The 15,655-nt window shown below is 52.8% G+C and carries 19 protein-coding genes and 1 pseudogene; 18 read left to right on the top strand and 2 right to left on the bottom strand.

Annotated features, from left to right (window positions below):
* Positions 1–441, top strand: coding sequence for a ribose 5-phosphate isomerase B (rpiB, locus tag KNP02_RS04055; protein ID WP_021066115.1), 441 nt, complete (start codon positions 1–3; stop codon positions 439–441).
* On the top strand, positions 438–980 hold the full coding sequence (locus KNP02_RS04050; protein ID WP_371819464.1) for a TIGR01440 family protein: 543 nt from the start codon (positions 438–440) through the stop codon (positions 978–980). The genes rpiB and KNP02_RS04050 overlap by 4 nt, the downstream gene beginning before the upstream one ends.
* Before the next feature lie 35 nt (positions 981–1,015).
* Here the strand turns inward: KNP02_RS04050 and KNP02_RS04045 are convergent, their stop codons facing one another.
* Positions 1,016–1,801, bottom strand: a complete 786-nt coding sequence (locus KNP02_RS04045; RefSeq protein WP_214708450.1) for an alpha/beta hydrolase — start codon at positions 1,799–1,801, stop codon at positions 1,016–1,018.
* 129 nt (positions 1,802–1,930) lie between these two features.
* On the opposite strand from KNP02_RS04045, the gene glyA reads away from it, so the two are divergent.
* From glyA to KNP02_RS03995, 10 genes are all read left to right on the top strand, one after another.
* A complete protein-coding gene (gene glyA / locus KNP02_RS04040) occupies positions 1,931–3,184 on the top strand; it encodes a serine hydroxymethyltransferase (protein ID WP_214708452.1) in 1,254 nt (417 codons plus the stop codon).
* Between the two features lie 3 nt (positions 3,185–3,187).
* Positions 3,188–4,114 carry a hypothetical protein gene (locus tag KNP02_RS04035; protein WP_138858775.1) on the top strand — a complete coding sequence of 309 codons (927 nt, stop codon included), beginning with the start codon at positions 3,188–3,190 and terminating at the stop codon, positions 4,112–4,114.
* Between the two features lie 146 nt (positions 4,115–4,260).
* Complete coding sequence (locus KNP02_RS04030) at positions 4,261–4,497, top strand: hypothetical protein (protein WP_034779230.1); 237 nt, start codon at positions 4,261–4,263, stop codon at positions 4,495–4,497.
* A 71-nt stretch (positions 4,498–4,568) separates the two neighbouring features.
* Positions 4,569–5,246 carry a response regulator transcription factor gene (locus KNP02_RS04025; protein WP_214708454.1) on the top strand — a complete coding sequence of 226 codons (678 nt, stop codon included), beginning with the start codon at positions 4,569–4,571 and terminating at the stop codon, positions 5,244–5,246.
* Between the two features lies 1 nt (position 5,247).
* A complete protein-coding gene (locus KNP02_RS04020; protein WP_214708456.1) occupies positions 5,248–6,486 on the top strand; it encodes a sensor histidine kinase in 1,239 nt (412 codons plus the stop codon).
* Positions 6,487–6,602: 116 nt separating this feature from the next.
* Complete coding sequence (locus KNP02_RS04015; RefSeq protein ID WP_251129193.1) at positions 6,603–7,241, top strand: hypothetical protein; 639 nt, start codon at positions 6,603–6,605, stop codon at positions 7,239–7,241.
* A gap of 128 nt (positions 7,242–7,369) precedes the next feature.
* Positions 7,370–8,599 (top strand): hypothetical protein, encoded by a 1,230-nt coding sequence (locus KNP02_RS04010; RefSeq protein WP_214708460.1) that lies wholly within the window; start codon positions 7,370–7,372, stop codon positions 8,597–8,599.
* A 362-nt stretch (positions 8,600–8,961) separates the two neighbouring features.
* Positions 8,962–10,332 (top strand): glycoside hydrolase family 191 protein, encoded by a 1,371-nt coding sequence (locus KNP02_RS04005; protein WP_214708462.1) that lies wholly within the window; start codon positions 8,962–8,964, stop codon positions 10,330–10,332.
* Positions 10,333–10,475: 143 nt separating this feature from the next.
* On the top strand, positions 10,476–11,105 hold the full coding sequence (gene upp / locus KNP02_RS04000) for a uracil phosphoribosyltransferase (RefSeq protein ID WP_021066126.1): 630 nt from the start codon (positions 10,476–10,478) through the stop codon (positions 11,103–11,105).
* A 135-nt stretch (positions 11,106–11,240) separates the two neighbouring features.
* Complete coding sequence (locus tag KNP02_RS03995) at positions 11,241–11,744, top strand: CHASE3 domain-containing protein (RefSeq protein WP_214708464.1); 504 nt, start codon at positions 11,241–11,243, stop codon at positions 11,742–11,744.
* On the opposite strand, the pseudogene KNP02_RS03990 reads toward KNP02_RS03995, so the two are convergent.
* Positions 11,720–12,211: pseudogene (locus KNP02_RS03990) on the bottom strand (FAD-binding oxidoreductase); the annotation flags it as partial. The gene KNP02_RS03995 and the pseudogene KNP02_RS03990 overlap by 25 nt on opposite strands.
* 646 nt (positions 12,212–12,857) lie before the next feature.
* Here KNP02_RS03990 and KNP02_RS03985 point away from each other — a divergent pair.
* The 6 genes from KNP02_RS03985 (at position 12,858) to KNP02_RS03960 (ending at position 15,655) form a co-directional block, all read left to right on the top strand.
* Positions 12,858–13,085 (top strand): hypothetical protein, encoded by a 228-nt coding sequence (locus tag KNP02_RS03985; RefSeq protein WP_029594686.1) that lies wholly within the window; start codon positions 12,858–12,860, stop codon positions 13,083–13,085.
* Positions 13,082–13,495: an ATP synthase subunit I gene (locus KNP02_RS03980; protein ID WP_214708468.1), complete on the top strand. Its 414-nt coding sequence runs from the start codon at positions 13,082–13,084 to the stop codon at positions 13,493–13,495. The genes KNP02_RS03985 and KNP02_RS03980 overlap by 4 nt, the downstream gene beginning before the upstream one ends.
* Positions 13,495–14,232 carry a F0F1 ATP synthase subunit A gene (gene atpB, locus KNP02_RS03975; RefSeq protein WP_021066134.1) on the top strand — a complete coding sequence of 246 codons (738 nt, stop codon included), beginning with the start codon at positions 13,495–13,497 and terminating at the stop codon, positions 14,230–14,232. Before KNP02_RS03980 ends, atpB begins: the two co-directional genes overlap by 1 nt.
* 78 nt (positions 14,233–14,310) lie before the next feature.
* Positions 14,311–14,523, top strand: coding sequence for a F0F1 ATP synthase subunit C (gene atpE / locus KNP02_RS03970; RefSeq protein WP_024370837.1), 213 nt, complete (start codon positions 14,311–14,313; stop codon positions 14,521–14,523).
* Positions 14,524–14,594: 71 nt separating this feature from the next.
* Positions 14,595–15,122, top strand: a complete 528-nt coding sequence (atpF, locus tag KNP02_RS03965; protein ID WP_214708470.1) for a F0F1 ATP synthase subunit B — start codon at positions 14,595–14,597, stop codon at positions 15,120–15,122.
* A complete protein-coding gene (locus KNP02_RS03960; RefSeq protein WP_021066137.1) occupies positions 15,122–15,655 on the top strand; it encodes a F0F1 ATP synthase subunit delta in 534 nt (177 codons plus the stop codon). Before atpF ends, KNP02_RS03960 begins: the two co-directional genes overlap by 1 nt.

Here is a 15,655-nt window from a genome sequence, read left to right as displayed (position 1 = left end):
ATGAAAATCGCAATTGGCGCCGATCATGGCGGATTTAACTTGAAAAAAGACATCATCGGACTATTGGAAGAGCTTGGTCACGAGTATAAGGACTTCGGGACACACTCGGCCGAGTCAATCGATTATCCAGACGTGGCGATTCCGGTCGCTGAAGCCGTCGCGGCTGGTGAGTTCGACCGTGGCATCTTGATTTGCGGGACAGGGATCGGCATCGGAATTGCCGCCAACAAAGTGAAAGGAATCCGGGCGGCACTCGTCCATGACTCGTTCAGCGCGAAAGCGACACGTCAACACAACGACTCGAACATCATGACGATGGGCGAGCGCGTCATCGGACCGGGTCTTGCACTCGATTTAGTGGCGACATGGCTCGATACAGATTTCGAGGGCGGACGCCACTCGAACCGTGTCGATAAGATGAGCGCTTACGAAACGAAGTGACAGCGATGAAGGCGGAGCTTTTGAACTTATTGACGGAGTTGCACGAACGGTTTCCGTTAGATGAGGACAAGATTCTCGTCATCGGTTGTTCGACGAGTGAGGTCGTCGGTAAGACGATTGGGAAAGCGGGCTCGATTGATGTGGCGTCAGACTTCATCGAAGCGTTTCTGACGCTTCGCGACAAGACCGGCGTCCATCTCGCCTTTCAAGGCTGTGAACATATTAATCGGGCGCTCACGGTCGAACGACGGACGCAGAAACAGTTCGGTTTGACAGAAGTGACGGTCGTCCCTGTGCGCGCAGCGGGCGGGGCGATGGCGGAGAAAGCGTACGAAAGCTTCGATACGCCTTGCGTCGTCGAATCGATTCAAGCGGATGCAGGGATCGATATCGGGTCGACGCTGATCGGTATGCATTTGAAGCCGGTCGCGATCCCGGTCCGCTTATCAGCGAAGCAGCTCGGTGAGGCGTATGTCACGTTCGCCGTCACGCGGCCGAAACTGATTGGCGGCCCCCGGGCCCACTATCCAGCGAAATAAACGAAAGCCGGTCGCGAGGACCGGCTTTTTTTGCGTTATAACTCTTCACTGAACAAGTAGGAAAGGACCATCGGGAACCGTTCACGCCAAGCGAGCTCGTTATGCACGCCTTCCTCGATGACCTCGAAACGGATATGGTCGACTTTGTCACGGAGGAGCGCATAGACGCGTTCGCTCGACTCGAGATACATTTCGTTCGTCGGACCGTCCGCTGACGGTTGTTCGACTTCTTTCCGACCGACGTCCATATATAGACGTTCGACACCGCTCAAATCGCTGGACTCGATTAACTGTTCAAGCTCGGTCTGGTTGAACCAGAACGCCGATGATAGCGAGGCGACGCGTTTGAAGATGTCGGGATAGACACATGCGGCGTAAATCGAGATCAAGCCGCCCATCGAGCTGCCCATCATCGCCGTCTCGTCCGGATTCGTCCGATAGTTCGCATCGATCATCGGCTTCAACTCTTGGGCGATGTATTCAATGTAAGCCGACCCTTGGCCGCCGAGCGTCACGTCTTGACCGAGCAGGCTCTCGCCGATGTACGGATTTTCCCACGGACCGTATTCGTCGAGTCGCATCTCGCCCGGGGCGCTGTCGATGCCGACGATAATCAAGTCGCGTTTCGAGGCGTCCACATACTCGCCGGCGCGCCAACTCATTTTATAGCTCGCGTCCTCGTCGGCGAACACGTTCTGTCCGTCATGCATATAGAGCACGGGATAACGTTTGTCCGTTGTGTCGTAATCGGCCGGGGTATAAATCCGAACCGTCCGCTCGCGCTCGAACGGGGTGATGGTGATCTGTTTTGTCTCAATCATAAACATCCTCCTCTGATCGTCTTCTTCATTATGATACCCGACTTGCCCGTGGATTAGACGATACCCAAAAAAAGAAGCATATGTTACGATGGGGGTGTTGATTTTTAGACATTCAGAGGGGGTTTCAACATGGTAAACACGACGAAGTTGAAAGTACAGGATGCGGAATTGTTTGAAGCGATGCAACACGAGCTCGGTCGCCAACGCGAGAACATCGAACTCATTGCCTCGGAGAATTTTGTCTCAGAAGCAGTCATGGAAGCGCAAGGTGGCGTGCTCACGAACAAGTACGCGGAAGGTTATCCAGGCCGTCGCTACTACGGTGGTTGTGAGTTCGTCGACGTAGCCGAGAACTTGGCCCGCGACCGTGCGAAAGAGCTGTTCGGTGCAGAACATGCCAACGTGCAGCCGCATTCGGGTGCCCAAGCGAACATGGCCGTCTACTTTACAGTACTTGAAGCCGGTGACACGGTGCTCGGCATGAACTTGTCGCACGGTGGCCATTTGACGCATGGAAGTCCGGTCAACTTCTCGGGCGTTCAATACAATTTCGTCGAATACGGTGTGGACAAAGAGACAGAACACATCGATTATGACGTTGTCGCAGCCCTCGCGAAAGAATATAAACCAAAACTCATCGTCGCTGGTGCCTCGGCGTACCCGCGGACAATCGACTTCGCCAAGTTCCGTGAGATCGCCGATAGCGTCGATGCTTACCTCATGGTCGACATGGCGCACATCGCCGGTCTCGTCGCGGCCGGACTTCATCCGAACCCGGTCGAGCACGCGCACTTCGTGACGACGACGACGCACAAGACGCTCCGCGGTCCACGCGGCGGCATGATCCTCTGTAAAGAGGAGTTCGCCAAGGCGATTGACAAGTCGATCTTCCCAGGGATTCAAGGTGGTCCGCTCATGCACGTCATCGCTGCGAAGGCAGTGGCGTTCGGAGAAGCGCTTCAACCTGAGTTCAAAGATTATCAGGCACAAGTCATCAAAAACGCACAAGTGCTCGCGCAAGGATTAGAAGAAGAGGGACTCCGCATCGTATCGGGCGGCACGGATAACCACCTTCTCCTCGTCGACCTCCGTGGCATCGATATCACCGGGAAAGCGGCCGAGCATGCGCTCGACGCAGCCGGCATCACGGTCAACAAGAACACGATCCCATTCGATCCGGCCTCACCGTTCGTGACGAGCGGGATTCGACTCGGGACGGCGGCGATGACGACACGCGGATTGAAAGAAGACGATATGCGTGAAGTCGCTCGCTTAATCGGACGCGTCTTGACGAACCACGAGGATGAAGCAGTGCTCGCAGAAGCGCACGAAGCCGTTCGCGCGTTGACGGCGAAATTCCCGCTCTATCCTGCACGAGGCTGACGAATGGACGTACGGACACTCGCAGATCGGGAACTCGCGGAACTACCGCTCATCGATATGACCGAATGGCTCGTCCGAAAAGGCGAGCACGACCCGACGTTTCGCCTCGTCGCGAACGAGTTCGAGGTCGTCACGACGCTGCTCGATCATGGCTATTATATCGAGGCAAGTGAACGGATCGTACCGCTTCTCGGGATGAAAGTGCCGGCGGCGTTTCATCGGCTCGGGCTCGCGCTCGAAGTGAAGGCGAACGGAAAGAAGGCGGCCAAGCGCCGCTTTCGTTCGTTCTCGCCGGCCGTCATCGGTCATGCGGACTTGTCAGATTGGAAGAATGCGTTCAAGTGGGACAAGACATGGCTCGGCCTGCCGCTCGTCGTCGGCCTCGGGCTGGTCGCGCTCGCCTTTTGGCCGGACCCGGCGCCACCCCCAGTGACGCCGTCCGCTTCCGACGAGCGGGTCGTGACGGTGACGGAAGAGGAGGCACTCGCGAAACGGTTAGAAGAACTCGAGAAAGAAGTCGCCCGGCTTGAAGAAGCGAACGAGGCGCTCCAAACCGAGGACGAGACGACCGAGTCGCCTGAGGCACCGACCGTCATCCCGCTCGCTAAAGTCGAGACACTCGTCTCGGACAAACGATACGAGGAAGCCGATGCGCTCCTCGTCGGCAAGGCGAAAGCCGGTCAAGAACAGGCGGTCGGATTTTATCGCTTGCTCGTCGACAACAAGCTCGGTGAAGCGGAGATCCAAGACTATGCCGCCTATGTCGAGACGTATCCCGAATCAGGGTATAAAGCGGACGTCTTATGGATGAAAGGCATCGCCGAGAAGAAGGCCGGGGACGACATGTACCGGACGACGCTCGCCGAGGTCGCTGCCATGGATGGAACGTATTGGGCGCCGATTGCCAAATCGGTGCTCGAGGAAGAATGAGGTCGCAGCGTGCTGTGGCCTCTTTTTCTCATCAAATTCTAATCTGTTTCACCGCTCTTTCTCAGTTCGCTCCCGTACAGTAAAGAAAGAAAATAGACAAGGGAGAGGGATTTATGCGCTCAATGAGCAGAGGAAAGATTGGAAGAATGATTCGAAGAGTGGCCGTCGGTGCGCTCGCATTGACACTCATGGCGGCAGGGGTCGCCGGGTTCCTATTATTCACCTTGACCGGCAACGCGTGGCTCGACCAAATCGCTCAAGTCGGGACTGATTTGGCGTTTCAGGCGGAAGGGATTGAAACGACGTTTGACCGGATGGGCGATTCACTCGAATTGCGTATCGAACAAGCGATTCCAGAAGCAGTTCGTCCGTTTTTTGACTGAGGAATCCGGGAACACTTAGAATGATGCGTCGGGCGGACTGCTCGGCGCTTTCTTGAGAAAGGATGAATGCCATGCCTACGATTCTCGTCGTCGAAGACGATGCTAAAATTGCCAGATTACTCGAACTTGAACTTATGCATGCCGGTTATCAAGTCGAGGTCGCTCATGACGGGCGGGCCGGGCTCGACTTGGCGCTCGCCGGTGGGATTGACCTCATGTTGCTCGATGTCATGCTGCCGCAGATGAGCGGTCTCGAAGTCGTGCGCCGCGTCAAAGAAGAGCAGCCGCTTCTCCCGGTATTGATGGTGACGGCACGCGGGGACCGTTACGACAAAGTGAGCGGGCTCGACCTCGGGGCCGACGATTACATCACGAAGCCGTTCGAGATGGAAGAGTTGCTCGCGCGGATTCGGGCATTCTTACGGATGCGGCAACACGTCCACGTCGATACGAGCGAACGGGTCTTATCGTATGAAGGGCTGACCGTCGACGTCAATCGCCATGAAGTGATGTGCGAAGGGCAAAAAGTCGACTTGACCCGGAGAGAGTTCGATTTGCTCGTCTATCTGCTCGAACATTCGGAACGCGTGCTCACGCGCGACCAACTCGTCGAACACGTCTGGGGCTTTGACTATTACGGGGACACGAACGTCGTCGATGTGTACGTCCGCTATGTCCGGAAGAAACTCGGAGGCTCTTGGATTCAGACGGTCCGAGGCGTCGGCTATATGCTGAAGCGTGGTGAATAAGATGAAACTACGGACGAAAATCGCTTTGGCGATGGCGGGGTTCATGTTGTTCCTCCTGATCACCTCGTTCGGTGTCGCCTGGCTCGTCTCGCGTCAACAGATCGTCGACGCCCGCTATGACGTCTTGCGCCAGGCACTCAGCTTGCTCGAGGAGGACGAGCGGAATCGCCAGGCCGTCTTGTCGTTACACGAGGACAGTGTCGTGCTCGAACGGCAAGCGAACGGCGACTGGGGCATCATCGGCGGAGAGGCCGAGGAAGGATTGCGGTTTCCCGTCAATTTCGGCGAGCCGGCCCTCGTCGACGACTGGTTCGTCATCGCGACGTCGAATGGACTCGGCTACGCGTTTCAAGACGCGGCGGTGAGTGAGACGCTCCAGACGCTCGCCACGATCTTTCTCATCATCTTTTTGATCGCCGTGGCGATGACGTTCATCGGCAGCCTTTGGATCGTCAGGCAAGGGCTCGACCCGCTCCGCCGGCTCGAGACGACGATGGAACGAATCACGGAATCGGGAACCCTTGAGACCATCGATGTCGGGACGAGCCAAGACGAAGTGTCGACACTTGCGACGGGCTTCAATCAAATGATTGGCCGGGTCGAAGGGTCGATGGAGCAACAACGGCGTTTCGTCGCCGATGTTTCACATGAACTGAAGACGCCGCTCACGGTCATCGAAGGGTACGCCAAACTGCTCCGGCGCTGGGGACAGAGCGACCCGGCCGTCCGTGACGAGGCGATCGATCACATTTTGACCGAGTCCCGGCAAATGCGCGAAGACTTGATTGAACCGATGCTTGAACTGAGCCGCTTCTCCTCACTTGAAGAAATCGAGGCCGAAGCGATTGAATTAACCGAATTCGCCGAACAATTGACCGAGCGGTTCGAGCGTTCGCATAGCGTCCGGCTTACAATCGAGGCGACAGGAACGTGGTACGGACACCGTGATTCGCTGCAACGGCTTGTCGTCATCTTCATCGACAACAGCTTGAAGTACGCGACTGACACGCACGTGACGATGACACCGAATCGGATTGAAGTGCGTGACCATGGGACGACGCTGAGCGATGACGCCAGGGCGCGTCTGTTCGACCGTTTTTATCGACTCGATGAGGCACGGGACCGGAGCGGCAGCGGACTCGGGCTCGCCATCGCCAAGGAAGTGGCCGACATGAACGGTTGGTCGGTCGGCAGTTATGCGAACGCGCCGGATGGCAGTATTTTCTTCGTCGCAAAATGACAAAACTTTCGCAGATTCTCATCATTTTCTAATGGAATCCTCGTGGTGCTCTAAGGTCACCGTTCTATGATGAAGATGTAGAACAAGTTCACCACATGAAACGAGGAGGAAACATCATGAAACTAATCGGATGGATTTTAGGCGTCGGCTTGGCAGTCCTCGCCGTCGCAGGGATCGGGTTGTATGTTGCGAACGACAACACGGACACGGTCATCGTCCCGCGGTCGGTCGACAGTGTGAACAGTGGGACGGATGATGCCGCAGATGACGCACAAGACGATGCGAACCAAGAAGCGGCCGCGTCGACAGAAGGAACAGCCTCGAGTGATACGCCGGTCCGCTCGGTCGATGACGATGATTATGAATTGTATGGTACCCTCGTCAACCTATCAGACCGGGACGTGACGATCAGCTTCAGCGGCAAGCAAGCGACGTATCCGCTCGCATCCCGTCATGAGATTGATGACGACACACCGAAAGCCGGTGACCGCGTCAAATTGGAATTCAATCAAAACGAGGAAGTGAAGGAAGTCGACCGCGAGAGTGACGACTTTGACATCTACGGTACGTTCGTCAGCCTGTCGGACCGTGACGTGACCATCGAGCGTGACGGCAAGTCCGAGACGTTCAAACTCGCGAGCCGCTACGAGCTTGACGACGAGGCGCCAAAAGCCGGTGACCGCGTCAAACTCGAGTTGAACCTTCAACAGCAAGTGAAAGAGATTGAACGTGACGATGACCGAGATGACGACTAAAAAAGTGCCACGTAAGTGGCATTTTTTGTTTGTTCTTCTAACTATATAAGTAATTATTATTGTATGATAAAGTGAAAAAGAAAATTTTAGGTGATAGTACCCAAATAAATGTGAAAGGAGGGGGCGGAATGAAACACGTCTTATGGATGATGATCGTTGCCAGCATCTTTTTAAGCGGATGTGGCGCAAACGAGACGAACGCGCTCAACTTGCGGTCATTGTCGACGTATTCGATTCACCAAGACCGAGACATCCCGTTGACGTCCGCCTTGAAGTCGCGATTATTGAACTACTGTGAGCAAAAACCGACGGACGTGTTGCCGATGCGTCGGGCTGAAGTGGCCTCCATTACATTCCGTCATCCTTTCTACGACGAATTAGGCAGCAAGACCGTCAAATATTGGCGGAGCGGGGAGTCGCACTACGTCTCGTGCTTGAACAGTGACGAGCAAAACGCACGGGTCTTCCGCACGGACAAGATCGCGGCGTTCGAGGCTGCCGTTACGGCGAATCCTGTTGAAATCGAAGTCGGAGATACGCTGTCGTTCATTCCTGAACCGAACGTCGAAAATGTGATACAGTCCTTCTCGGTCAATAAGGCACACGAGACGATCATCCCAGAATCCGTCTTCCGGTATGAGACACCGGACCGGGGGGCGCTCCACGTCACGTACCAAGTCTTTCAGGATGGGGCAGCAAAAGGGCAAATGATTGAGCCCGGATTGTTCGTCTTTGAGAGCGGAAAGAACGATGGGGTCGCCTTCTTGACTCAATTGGCCGACAATCGAATCACGTTACAGATGGGGAGGGAAGAAGCATGGGAACGTACCGTGCTACCGGCCGTCTTCACGGGCGAATATGTCGCCATCGACTCAACGGAAGCCGTTTTTGCATCAACTGCGAATGAGCGCAGGCTGTTGAAGCGGGTCGTCCTAGCGGATGTGCCCATCCGTGATTTCACTGAACGGGCATCGGTCGAGTTGTCGGAACGTTACGGAACCGTAATCGAGGTGTGGGGCACAGTGAAACGGCCTGGCGCCGGGGAATTGACGATTGTATCGGAGCCAAAAGAGACGATGCGTCTGGCGACGTATGAGACGGAGACGAAAATCGCCCATCTCGGTGGACCGAGTACGAGCGAGCTATTTGAATTGTTGTCCCATGTAAAGCCGAGTAGTGGACAGCCAACCGGGGAACGATGCGGGACGCTCGCGCTCTATGAGCAGTTGACCGAACAACGGTTTGACGTCTGGATGGAGGAAGGGCAAGACATCCTTCAATTGATGGACGTCGAGACGGAACGAGTCTATTTGATTGATCGTCTCGAATTAGAGTCAACGCTAAATACTTACATATGACCGAATAACTTATCGTTTTACCCGTTTCATGACACTTTCATGTCGTGAAGCGGTTTTTTGTTGTCAAATTGACACTATGTTTTCGTGAAAAACTATCCTATAATTTTTTTTGCGAAGGTTCAACATTACATACACGAATCCGATAGATCCATAAAACACACAGCACTAACCTTCTCGTCATTTGAATAGAAAGAAAAGGGGGAGCAACGAGACACAACTCCATTCAACCATCATCGTCCGTCACCACGTTTTGTCAGTCATCAGGAGAGGAATAGGTAGTGAAATTGAAAAAGTTAATGTTGTCTCTAACGGTAGTGTTGTTAATTGTTAGTCTGAACATGTCTAAAACGGGGGCACAAACCATGAACCCACTCGACGGTGTGAAGAACTATCAAGTGTATTATGGCCATCCAACGGCAGCGATTCTAAAAGATATGCAGAACTACGATCTCGTCATCATTGAGCCGCTCCATTACACGAAAGCACAAGTGGAGCAAATCAAAGCACGCGGGACGAAAGTGCTCGGTTATATTAGCGTCATGGAAGTCGCGACATGGAACACCGGTCTCATGTCAAAACTTCAGTCAGGTGACTTCTTTACGCGTAACGGACAACGTGTCCATTACGCGGAATGGGATTCGTACTTGACGAACATCGCTTCGCCGCACTTCCAAGGGTTACTTTTTACGGAAATCCAAAACCAAGTCATCGCCAAAGGCATCGATGGCGTGTTCATGGACACGGTCGGTGATATCGATAACGAACATTTGAACAACCCGACGGTGCTCAAGCAACAACGTGACGGCCTCGTCAACTTCTTGAAACAAGCACGGGCTCGCTATGGGGATATCGCCATGGTCCAAAACTGGGGCTTCGACACACTTGAAACATCGACGGCGCCATATGTCGACGGCATCATGTGGGAGAGCTTCAATGCCGATACGATCAAGAGCGACGCTTGGTCACAAAACATGATCAAGAAACTACAAGCGGTCGACGCAAAGCACTCGGTCAAGACGCTCACGATTTCGACACGTCTTAGCGCGGACAGCCACAAGCTCGCCAAAGATTCTGGCTTCATCCACTTCCATGAAGCGGATGCTTACGTGAACTGGAACGCGGGACTTGTGACACGTACGAAAGACACGGCGCCGACACCAGCGCCAGTCGCGGTAGCACCGGCGACAAAGCCAGCTGAAACGACTACGACAAAGCCGGCTACAACGACAACGACGAAGCTAGCTGAAACGACAACGACGAAACCGGCTACAACGACAACGACGAAGCCAGCTGAAACGACTACGACGAAACCGGCTACAACGACGACGACAAAGCCAGCCGAAACGACTACAACAAAGCCGGCTACAACAACAACGAAGCCAGCTGAAACGACTACGACAAAGCCGGCTACAACGGCAACAACGAAGCCAGCCGCGACCAAACCTGCGACAGAAACGGCAACAACGCCAGTCGCTAAGCCAACGACAACGACGAAACCGGCTCCGTCGACGAATGACCAGACTGCGTCAAAAGAGAAGTCGACACAAAAGACAAAAGCTGAGTTGAAGCAAGAGAAGAAAGACAAGAAGAAGGCAAAAAAACTTGCAAAGAAGCATGCTAAAAAACATGCCGCCAAGCATGAAACGTCAAAACACCATCAGGCCGCCAAAGGCAAGATGTGTGGAAAAGTGAAACACAAGACGGCCGGTTTTCTGAATTTCTTCAAATTCTGATCGACGTGTCATCTGAAGCCCGAGGGATCGATTCCGTTCCTTCGGGTTTCGTCTGACCTCTTAGAAAACAGAAGTTGACCCTACCTTTCTCAGAAAAGTTAGGGTACAATGCTCAAGAGAGATTGAGAGAGGAGTGAAGCATGATGGGCAAAGTACACGTTTATGACCACCCATTGATTCAGCACAAGATGACGATTATGCGCAAAGTAGAGACGGGGACAAAGCAGTTCCGTGAACTCGTAGACGAGGTCTCGTCACTCATGGCATACGAAATTACACGCGACCTTCCGCTTACTGATGTAGAAATCGAGACACCGGTCTCTGTATCGACACAGAAGATGATCGCCGGCAAGAAATTGGGAATCGTCCCAATTTTACGGGCAGGCCTCGGCATGGTGGATGGCTTCCTCAAAATGATGCCGAACGTCAAAGTCGGTCACATCGGTCTATACCGTGACCCGGAGACGCTCGAGCCGCACGAATACTATCTCAAGTTGCCGACGGACGTCACAGAGCGTGACTTCATCGTCGTCGACCCGATGCTCGCAACTGGTGGTTCGGCCGCTGATGCGATTGCCGCGCTTAAAAAGCACGGTGCCAAGTCGATCAAGCTCGCTTGCCTCTGCGCAGCCCCTGAAGGTGTGGAACGTGTTCAAGCTGAACACCCAGACGTCGAAATCTATCTCGCCGCACTTGACGAGAAGTTGAACGACCATGGTTACATCGTCCCAGGACTCGGTGACGCGGGTGACCGTTTGTTCGGAACAAAATAAGCATGAACCCGTACAGAGAGGATCCGAGTGATCCTCTTTTTTTTGTGGAATGTGCCGCGATCGATTCAAAATAGTTGAGGTGAAGCGAGTCACGACCGATAGTAGAAAAGGAAGGGACCGTATGGCGGTCCGATCATGAAAAAGAGAAAAGACGCCGTGAAGACTAAATTCTCACTACTACAAAGATATTTGCTCATTTCTTTGATGGCACTGTTTTTGACGAGCATCTGGAGCTATAGCGCGTTTCAAGATATCGAACGAGAGAACCGTCGTATCGTCGAAGAGGCGATCCCGATTGCGAACGCCGCCTCAGAGCTGCTCCGGCTGTTGCTCGATCAAGAGCTGTCGGTCCGAGGCTATACATATAATCAAGACACCCTGTCACTCGAACAGTATGAAGCGACGAAGCGCTCGTTGTCGGAGACGATTCATGTCATCCGACAGATGGAGGCGTTCCACGAATCTCAAATTGAACTCATCAAAGCGGGGGATGTTCTGACAGCGAACGCGCGTCGCTATAGCGGAACCGACTATATCAACCAGTTCCGGGACGTCGATGCGGCGATTCGTGAGGATATCGACAACATTATTCAACAGGCGTCAATTCGGAGTGATACCGCCTCGAGCGCGAGCACATAATCGGCCGTGACCCCGTATTTCAGCCCACGCAAGCCGCCGGAGTTCTCACTGATGTTGCCGCCAATCGTCGAGATTTTCATCGAACTCGGGTCCGGCGGATAAAACAGGCCTCTCGCCTCGACGGCTTGTGCCAAATGGGCGGTAATGCAGCCCGGTTCGACCGTCACCGTCAAATTCTTCTCGTCGATCTCGACAATCTTGTCCATATGACGGAAGTCCATGACGACACCACCTGAAAGCGGCGTCGTGCCGCCGGCAAGATTTGTCGCCGATCCGTGTGGGACGACGGGGATCCGGTGTTCGTGGCACAGCCGCAACACGGCCTGCACGTCCTCGGTCGAGCGGGGGGCCACGATCGCGTCTGGCATCGCTTGATAGTTCGGCGTCGCGTCAAATGAATAGGCGAGTCGGGTCGTCGAGTCCGTGAAGACGACGTCGGCGTCAATTTCCTCGCGTAGCTGGGCCATCCAATCCATTCCAGTTCCTCCTCACACGCATCAACATGCATTCGATGCGGGCGTCGGTTTCGAAAGTCACAAAATCGACACATTTTTAGATAGCGCTTACATCGTAATCGTAGCCATTCGAACTGGTATTGTCCACCCATTTCGGGTTGATAGGAAGGGCTTTCCAGGCGATTGACCGCTCGGAAAAGGCGGTGTGATATTCATCACTACAAATTCGTCAGAACCCCTCGACATGACAAAAAGATAATCGGTATACTGATACAGGACGATGTAAACGATTTCAAAATCGGGTCAACGTTTGTTTCAAAACCTTTTGTGAACGTAAGCCGTTTTGCATTGTAATTTCCAAAACGTGAAGGTATAACTGAACTATTCTTCATCTGGTTCGTAATGTGAAATGTTATAAAGTCAACATTTTTATTTCACCGTTTCTTCATACTTTCTTAAAATTTGATGATTTTAATTTAGTTTATGAACTGCGTAAAAGCCTTGATACGACTTGATTTAAAGCGCTTTTATAATTGTGAAATCAATTGACTTCTTATGCCATTTCCAGTACTCTGAACTTGTGTGACTTTTGATGGTCACGCGAGTGTGAATCCGATGGAGAAGATGCATGGCTCGGCAGCTCGAAAGGGGGATGGGGATGACGAAAAAAGACAATCGTTACCTATCTTATGCCTCGCTTGCCTCTCAAATCTCGACCGCGCTCGCTGGACCGATCGTCATCGGTTATCTCGTTGGCCAATACGGGGCGAGACGTGAAATTTGGGGCACGTTTGGTTGGAATGTGTCAGTGCTTCTCGGAATGGCTTTTGGGATCACGGCGCTAGTTCTCACCCTTCGAAGTTTACTGACAGGAGAGGACGAATGAACTTAGAACAAGTGCAAGTAGACAGAAAAGCACAACAGCAGTTGATGAAACGCTATACGAAGTGGTTTATCGGATGGTTCGCCATTCTCCTCATCGGAGCGCTCATCGTCCCTATGTACAAACCGGTATTTCTCGGCTTGTTCTTAGGCGGGGTCGCCAGTCTCATCATTCTACATATGCAGAATCGAAGCGTCATTCGGATGTTTGACGTGATCGAACATGGACGACGCCCGAAGTCGCACGGGACTGTTTCAAGGATGGCAGTCGGTGCACTAGCCGTGATAGTCGGTCTCTTTTATGAGGATCGAGTATCGCTGATAGCGGTGGTAACTGGTCTAATCGCCGGCCACATCATACAATTTGGCGAGTTCACACTTGCCCAGCTCAGCAGGAAAAGAGGTGAATACTAATGGGTCATGAGTTTCCCACATATTCTCTACAACTCGGAGATTATACGTTATATGGGAGCTGGACGAACGTCATTACGGTGCTGATCGCATCACTACTCGTATTTACGTTTGCCGTTTGGGGAACGCGACGCTTGGCTATGAAGCCGACGGGTAAGCAGAACTTAATGGAATTCTTCGCAGAATTCACACGCGGGATTATCTCGAGTGCGATGGACTGGAAGACAGGTGGCCGTTTTATCGGGTTTGGAATGACGTTGATTTTGTTCATTCTCTTCTCAAACTTAATGGGTCTACCGTTTAACGTCATCTCTGGTCACTATCTATGGTTCAACTCACCGACGGCCGATCCTTACGTCACGTTGGCATTGTCGACACTCGTCGTTGCAATGTCGCACTATTACGGCGTGAAGCTACACGGCTTGAAGCACTACTCGGCGGAATTCGTGAAGCCGGTTTGGTTCTTATTGCCGATCAAGCTCATCGAGGAGTTTGCGAACACCTTGACGCTCGGTCTGCGTCTTTACGGTAACATCTTTGCCGGTGAAATCATGATTACCATCATCTTGGGACTCGCAATTACCGCAGAAGGGGCACTTAACCCGCTCGGTGCTGTGTTCGCAATTCTCCCAATGATTTTATGGCAAGGTTTCTCAATCTTTATCGGGGTTATCCAATCCTACATTTTCCTGACGCTTGCAATGGTGTATATCGGGCATAAAGCTTCTGCCGAGCATTAATTCGGGAAGGTCTCGCCAAAGCGTTGAACAAAAAAACTATTTACTTAACTTTTAGGAGGAATATACACAATGGAACAAATGAATCTTCTCGCAACAGCACTCGTTATCGGTCTTGGAGCACTCGCGGCTGGTATCGGTAACGGTCTCATCGTATACGGAACAGTACAAGGACAAGCACGTCAGCCAGAACTCAAAAACGAACTTCGTCAAACAATGTTCATCGGTATCGGTTTGGTTGAAGCCCTCCCGATCATCGGTGTGGCTGTCGGTTTCCTTCTCCTCAACTCTTGATTACGAGTTAACGAGAACAACGTAAGAGGGAGCGTGTCTCCCTCACTTATTTAGTCAAGAGGAGGGTATGCATGGATACGATGATGATTGCAGCTGGTGCTGGCGGCGAAGGCCTCCGCATCCTGGATATGATCTTTACACTTTTCACATTCCTCGTACTCTTGGCCCTGTTGAAGAAATTTGCTTGGGGACCACTCCTTGGAATGATGAGACAGCGTGAAGAGTATGTAGCGAACGAAATTGAGCTCGCTGAAAAGAGCCGCAAAGATGCGGAAACATATGTAGTCGAACAACGTGACGCGTTAAGCGCAGCACGTATAGAATCGAAAGAAATGCTTGATTCAAGCCGTCGTCAAGCAGAAGCGGAACAAGCACGCTTGGTGGAGCAGGCGCGTTTGGAAGCCGAACAAATCAAGATCGAGGCGGGTAAAGCGATCGAACGTGAGCGTGAGCTCGCGAAGCAATCGCTCCAGACCGAAGTCGTCACACAGGCGCTCTCGGCCGCACGCCACGTCCTTCAGTCAGACCTTAAAGGCGACGAAGTGAAACAACGTGCCCTCGTTACAGACTTCCTGTCTAAAGCGAAAGGTGCTAACTGATGAACACATCGTTAGCAAAACGCTATGCCAAAGCGCTCTTCGACTTAGCGCGGGAACAAGGCACGCTCGACCAAGTCGAAGCGGAAGTGCGTCTGCTCGATGAAGTGCTCCACGCGACTCCTGAACTCACGGATCTCTTAACGAATCCGGCAATCAGTGACAGCGAGCTTGCACAGCTTTTAACACATAGCTTTGGTGACATGACAGATATCGTGCTCAACACACTTCTCGTCATGGTCGAAAACGACCGTGCGAGCGAAGTTCGCGGCTTGTCGCGCTACGTCCTTGATTACATCAACGACTACCGTGGCATCGCCGAAGGGTTCGTCACGAGTGCTTACCCGTTGTCGGCAACAGAGTTGAAAGAAGTCGAACTCGTCTTCGGTCAGAAGATGAACAAGACGCTTCAATTGAAGAACGTCGTCGATGAAGACGTCATCGGTGGACTCCGTGTCCAGATCGGCTACACGACGTATGATGACACAATCGAAAACAAACTAACACGCCTCGAGCGTGAATTGTTGAATGCGTAA

The sequence above is a fragment of the Exiguobacterium sp. s40 genome (genome assembly GCF_018617905.1).
In the GTDB taxonomy this organism is placed as follows: Bacteria; Bacillota; Bacilli; order Exiguobacteriales; family Exiguobacteriaceae; genus Exiguobacterium; species Exiguobacterium mexicanum_A.
Note: the sequence above shows the minus strand (reverse complement) of the source record. Positions and strands in the feature narration are given on the sequence as shown.

Coding starts and splice junctions, on each gene's coding strand:
- rpiB (WP_021066115.1), top strand. CDS start 1: ATGAAAATCGCAATTGGCGCCGATCATGGCGGATTTAACTTGAAAAAA.
- KNP02_RS04045 (WP_214708450.1), bottom strand. CDS start 1,801: ATGATTGAGACAAAACAGATCACCATCACCCCGTTCGAGCGCGAGCGG.
- glyA (WP_214708452.1), top strand. CDS start 1,931: ATGGTAAACACGACGAAGTTGAAAGTACAGGATGCGGAATTGTTTGAA.
- KNP02_RS04035 (WP_138858775.1), top strand. CDS start 3,188: ATGGACGTACGGACACTCGCAGATCGGGAACTCGCGGAACTACCGCTC.
- KNP02_RS04030 (WP_034779230.1), top strand. CDS start 4,261: ATGATTCGAAGAGTGGCCGTCGGTGCGCTCGCATTGACACTCATGGCG.
- KNP02_RS04025 (WP_214708454.1), top strand. CDS start 4,569: ATGCCTACGATTCTCGTCGTCGAAGACGATGCTAAAATTGCCAGATTA.
- KNP02_RS04020 (WP_214708456.1), top strand. CDS start 5,248: ATGAAACTACGGACGAAAATCGCTTTGGCGATGGCGGGGTTCATGTTG.
- KNP02_RS04015 (WP_251129193.1), top strand. CDS start 6,603: ATGAAACTAATCGGATGGATTTTAGGCGTCGGCTTGGCAGTCCTCGCC.
- KNP02_RS04010 (WP_214708460.1), top strand. CDS start 7,370: ATGAAACACGTCTTATGGATGATGATCGTTGCCAGCATCTTTTTAAGC.
- KNP02_RS04005 (WP_214708462.1), top strand. CDS start 8,962: ATGAACCCACTCGACGGTGTGAAGAACTATCAAGTGTATTATGGCCAT.
- upp (WP_021066126.1), top strand. CDS start 10,476: ATGGGCAAAGTACACGTTTATGACCACCCATTGATTCAGCACAAGATG.
- KNP02_RS03995 (WP_214708464.1), top strand. CDS start 11,241: ATGAAAAAGAGAAAAGACGCCGTGAAGACTAAATTCTCACTACTACAA.
- KNP02_RS03985 (WP_029594686.1), top strand. CDS start 12,858: ATGACGAAAAAAGACAATCGTTACCTATCTTATGCCTCGCTTGCCTCT.
- KNP02_RS03980 (WP_214708468.1), top strand. CDS start 13,082: ATGAACTTAGAACAAGTGCAAGTAGACAGAAAAGCACAACAGCAGTTG.
- atpB (WP_021066134.1), top strand. CDS start 13,495: ATGGGTCATGAGTTTCCCACATATTCTCTACAACTCGGAGATTATACG.
- atpE (WP_024370837.1), top strand. CDS start 14,311: ATGAATCTTCTCGCAACAGCACTCGTTATCGGTCTTGGAGCACTCGCG.
- atpF (WP_214708470.1), top strand. CDS start 14,595: ATGGATACGATGATGATTGCAGCTGGTGCTGGCGGCGAAGGCCTCCGC.
- KNP02_RS03960 (WP_021066137.1), top strand. CDS start 15,122: ATGAACACATCGTTAGCAAAACGCTATGCCAAAGCGCTCTTCGACTTA.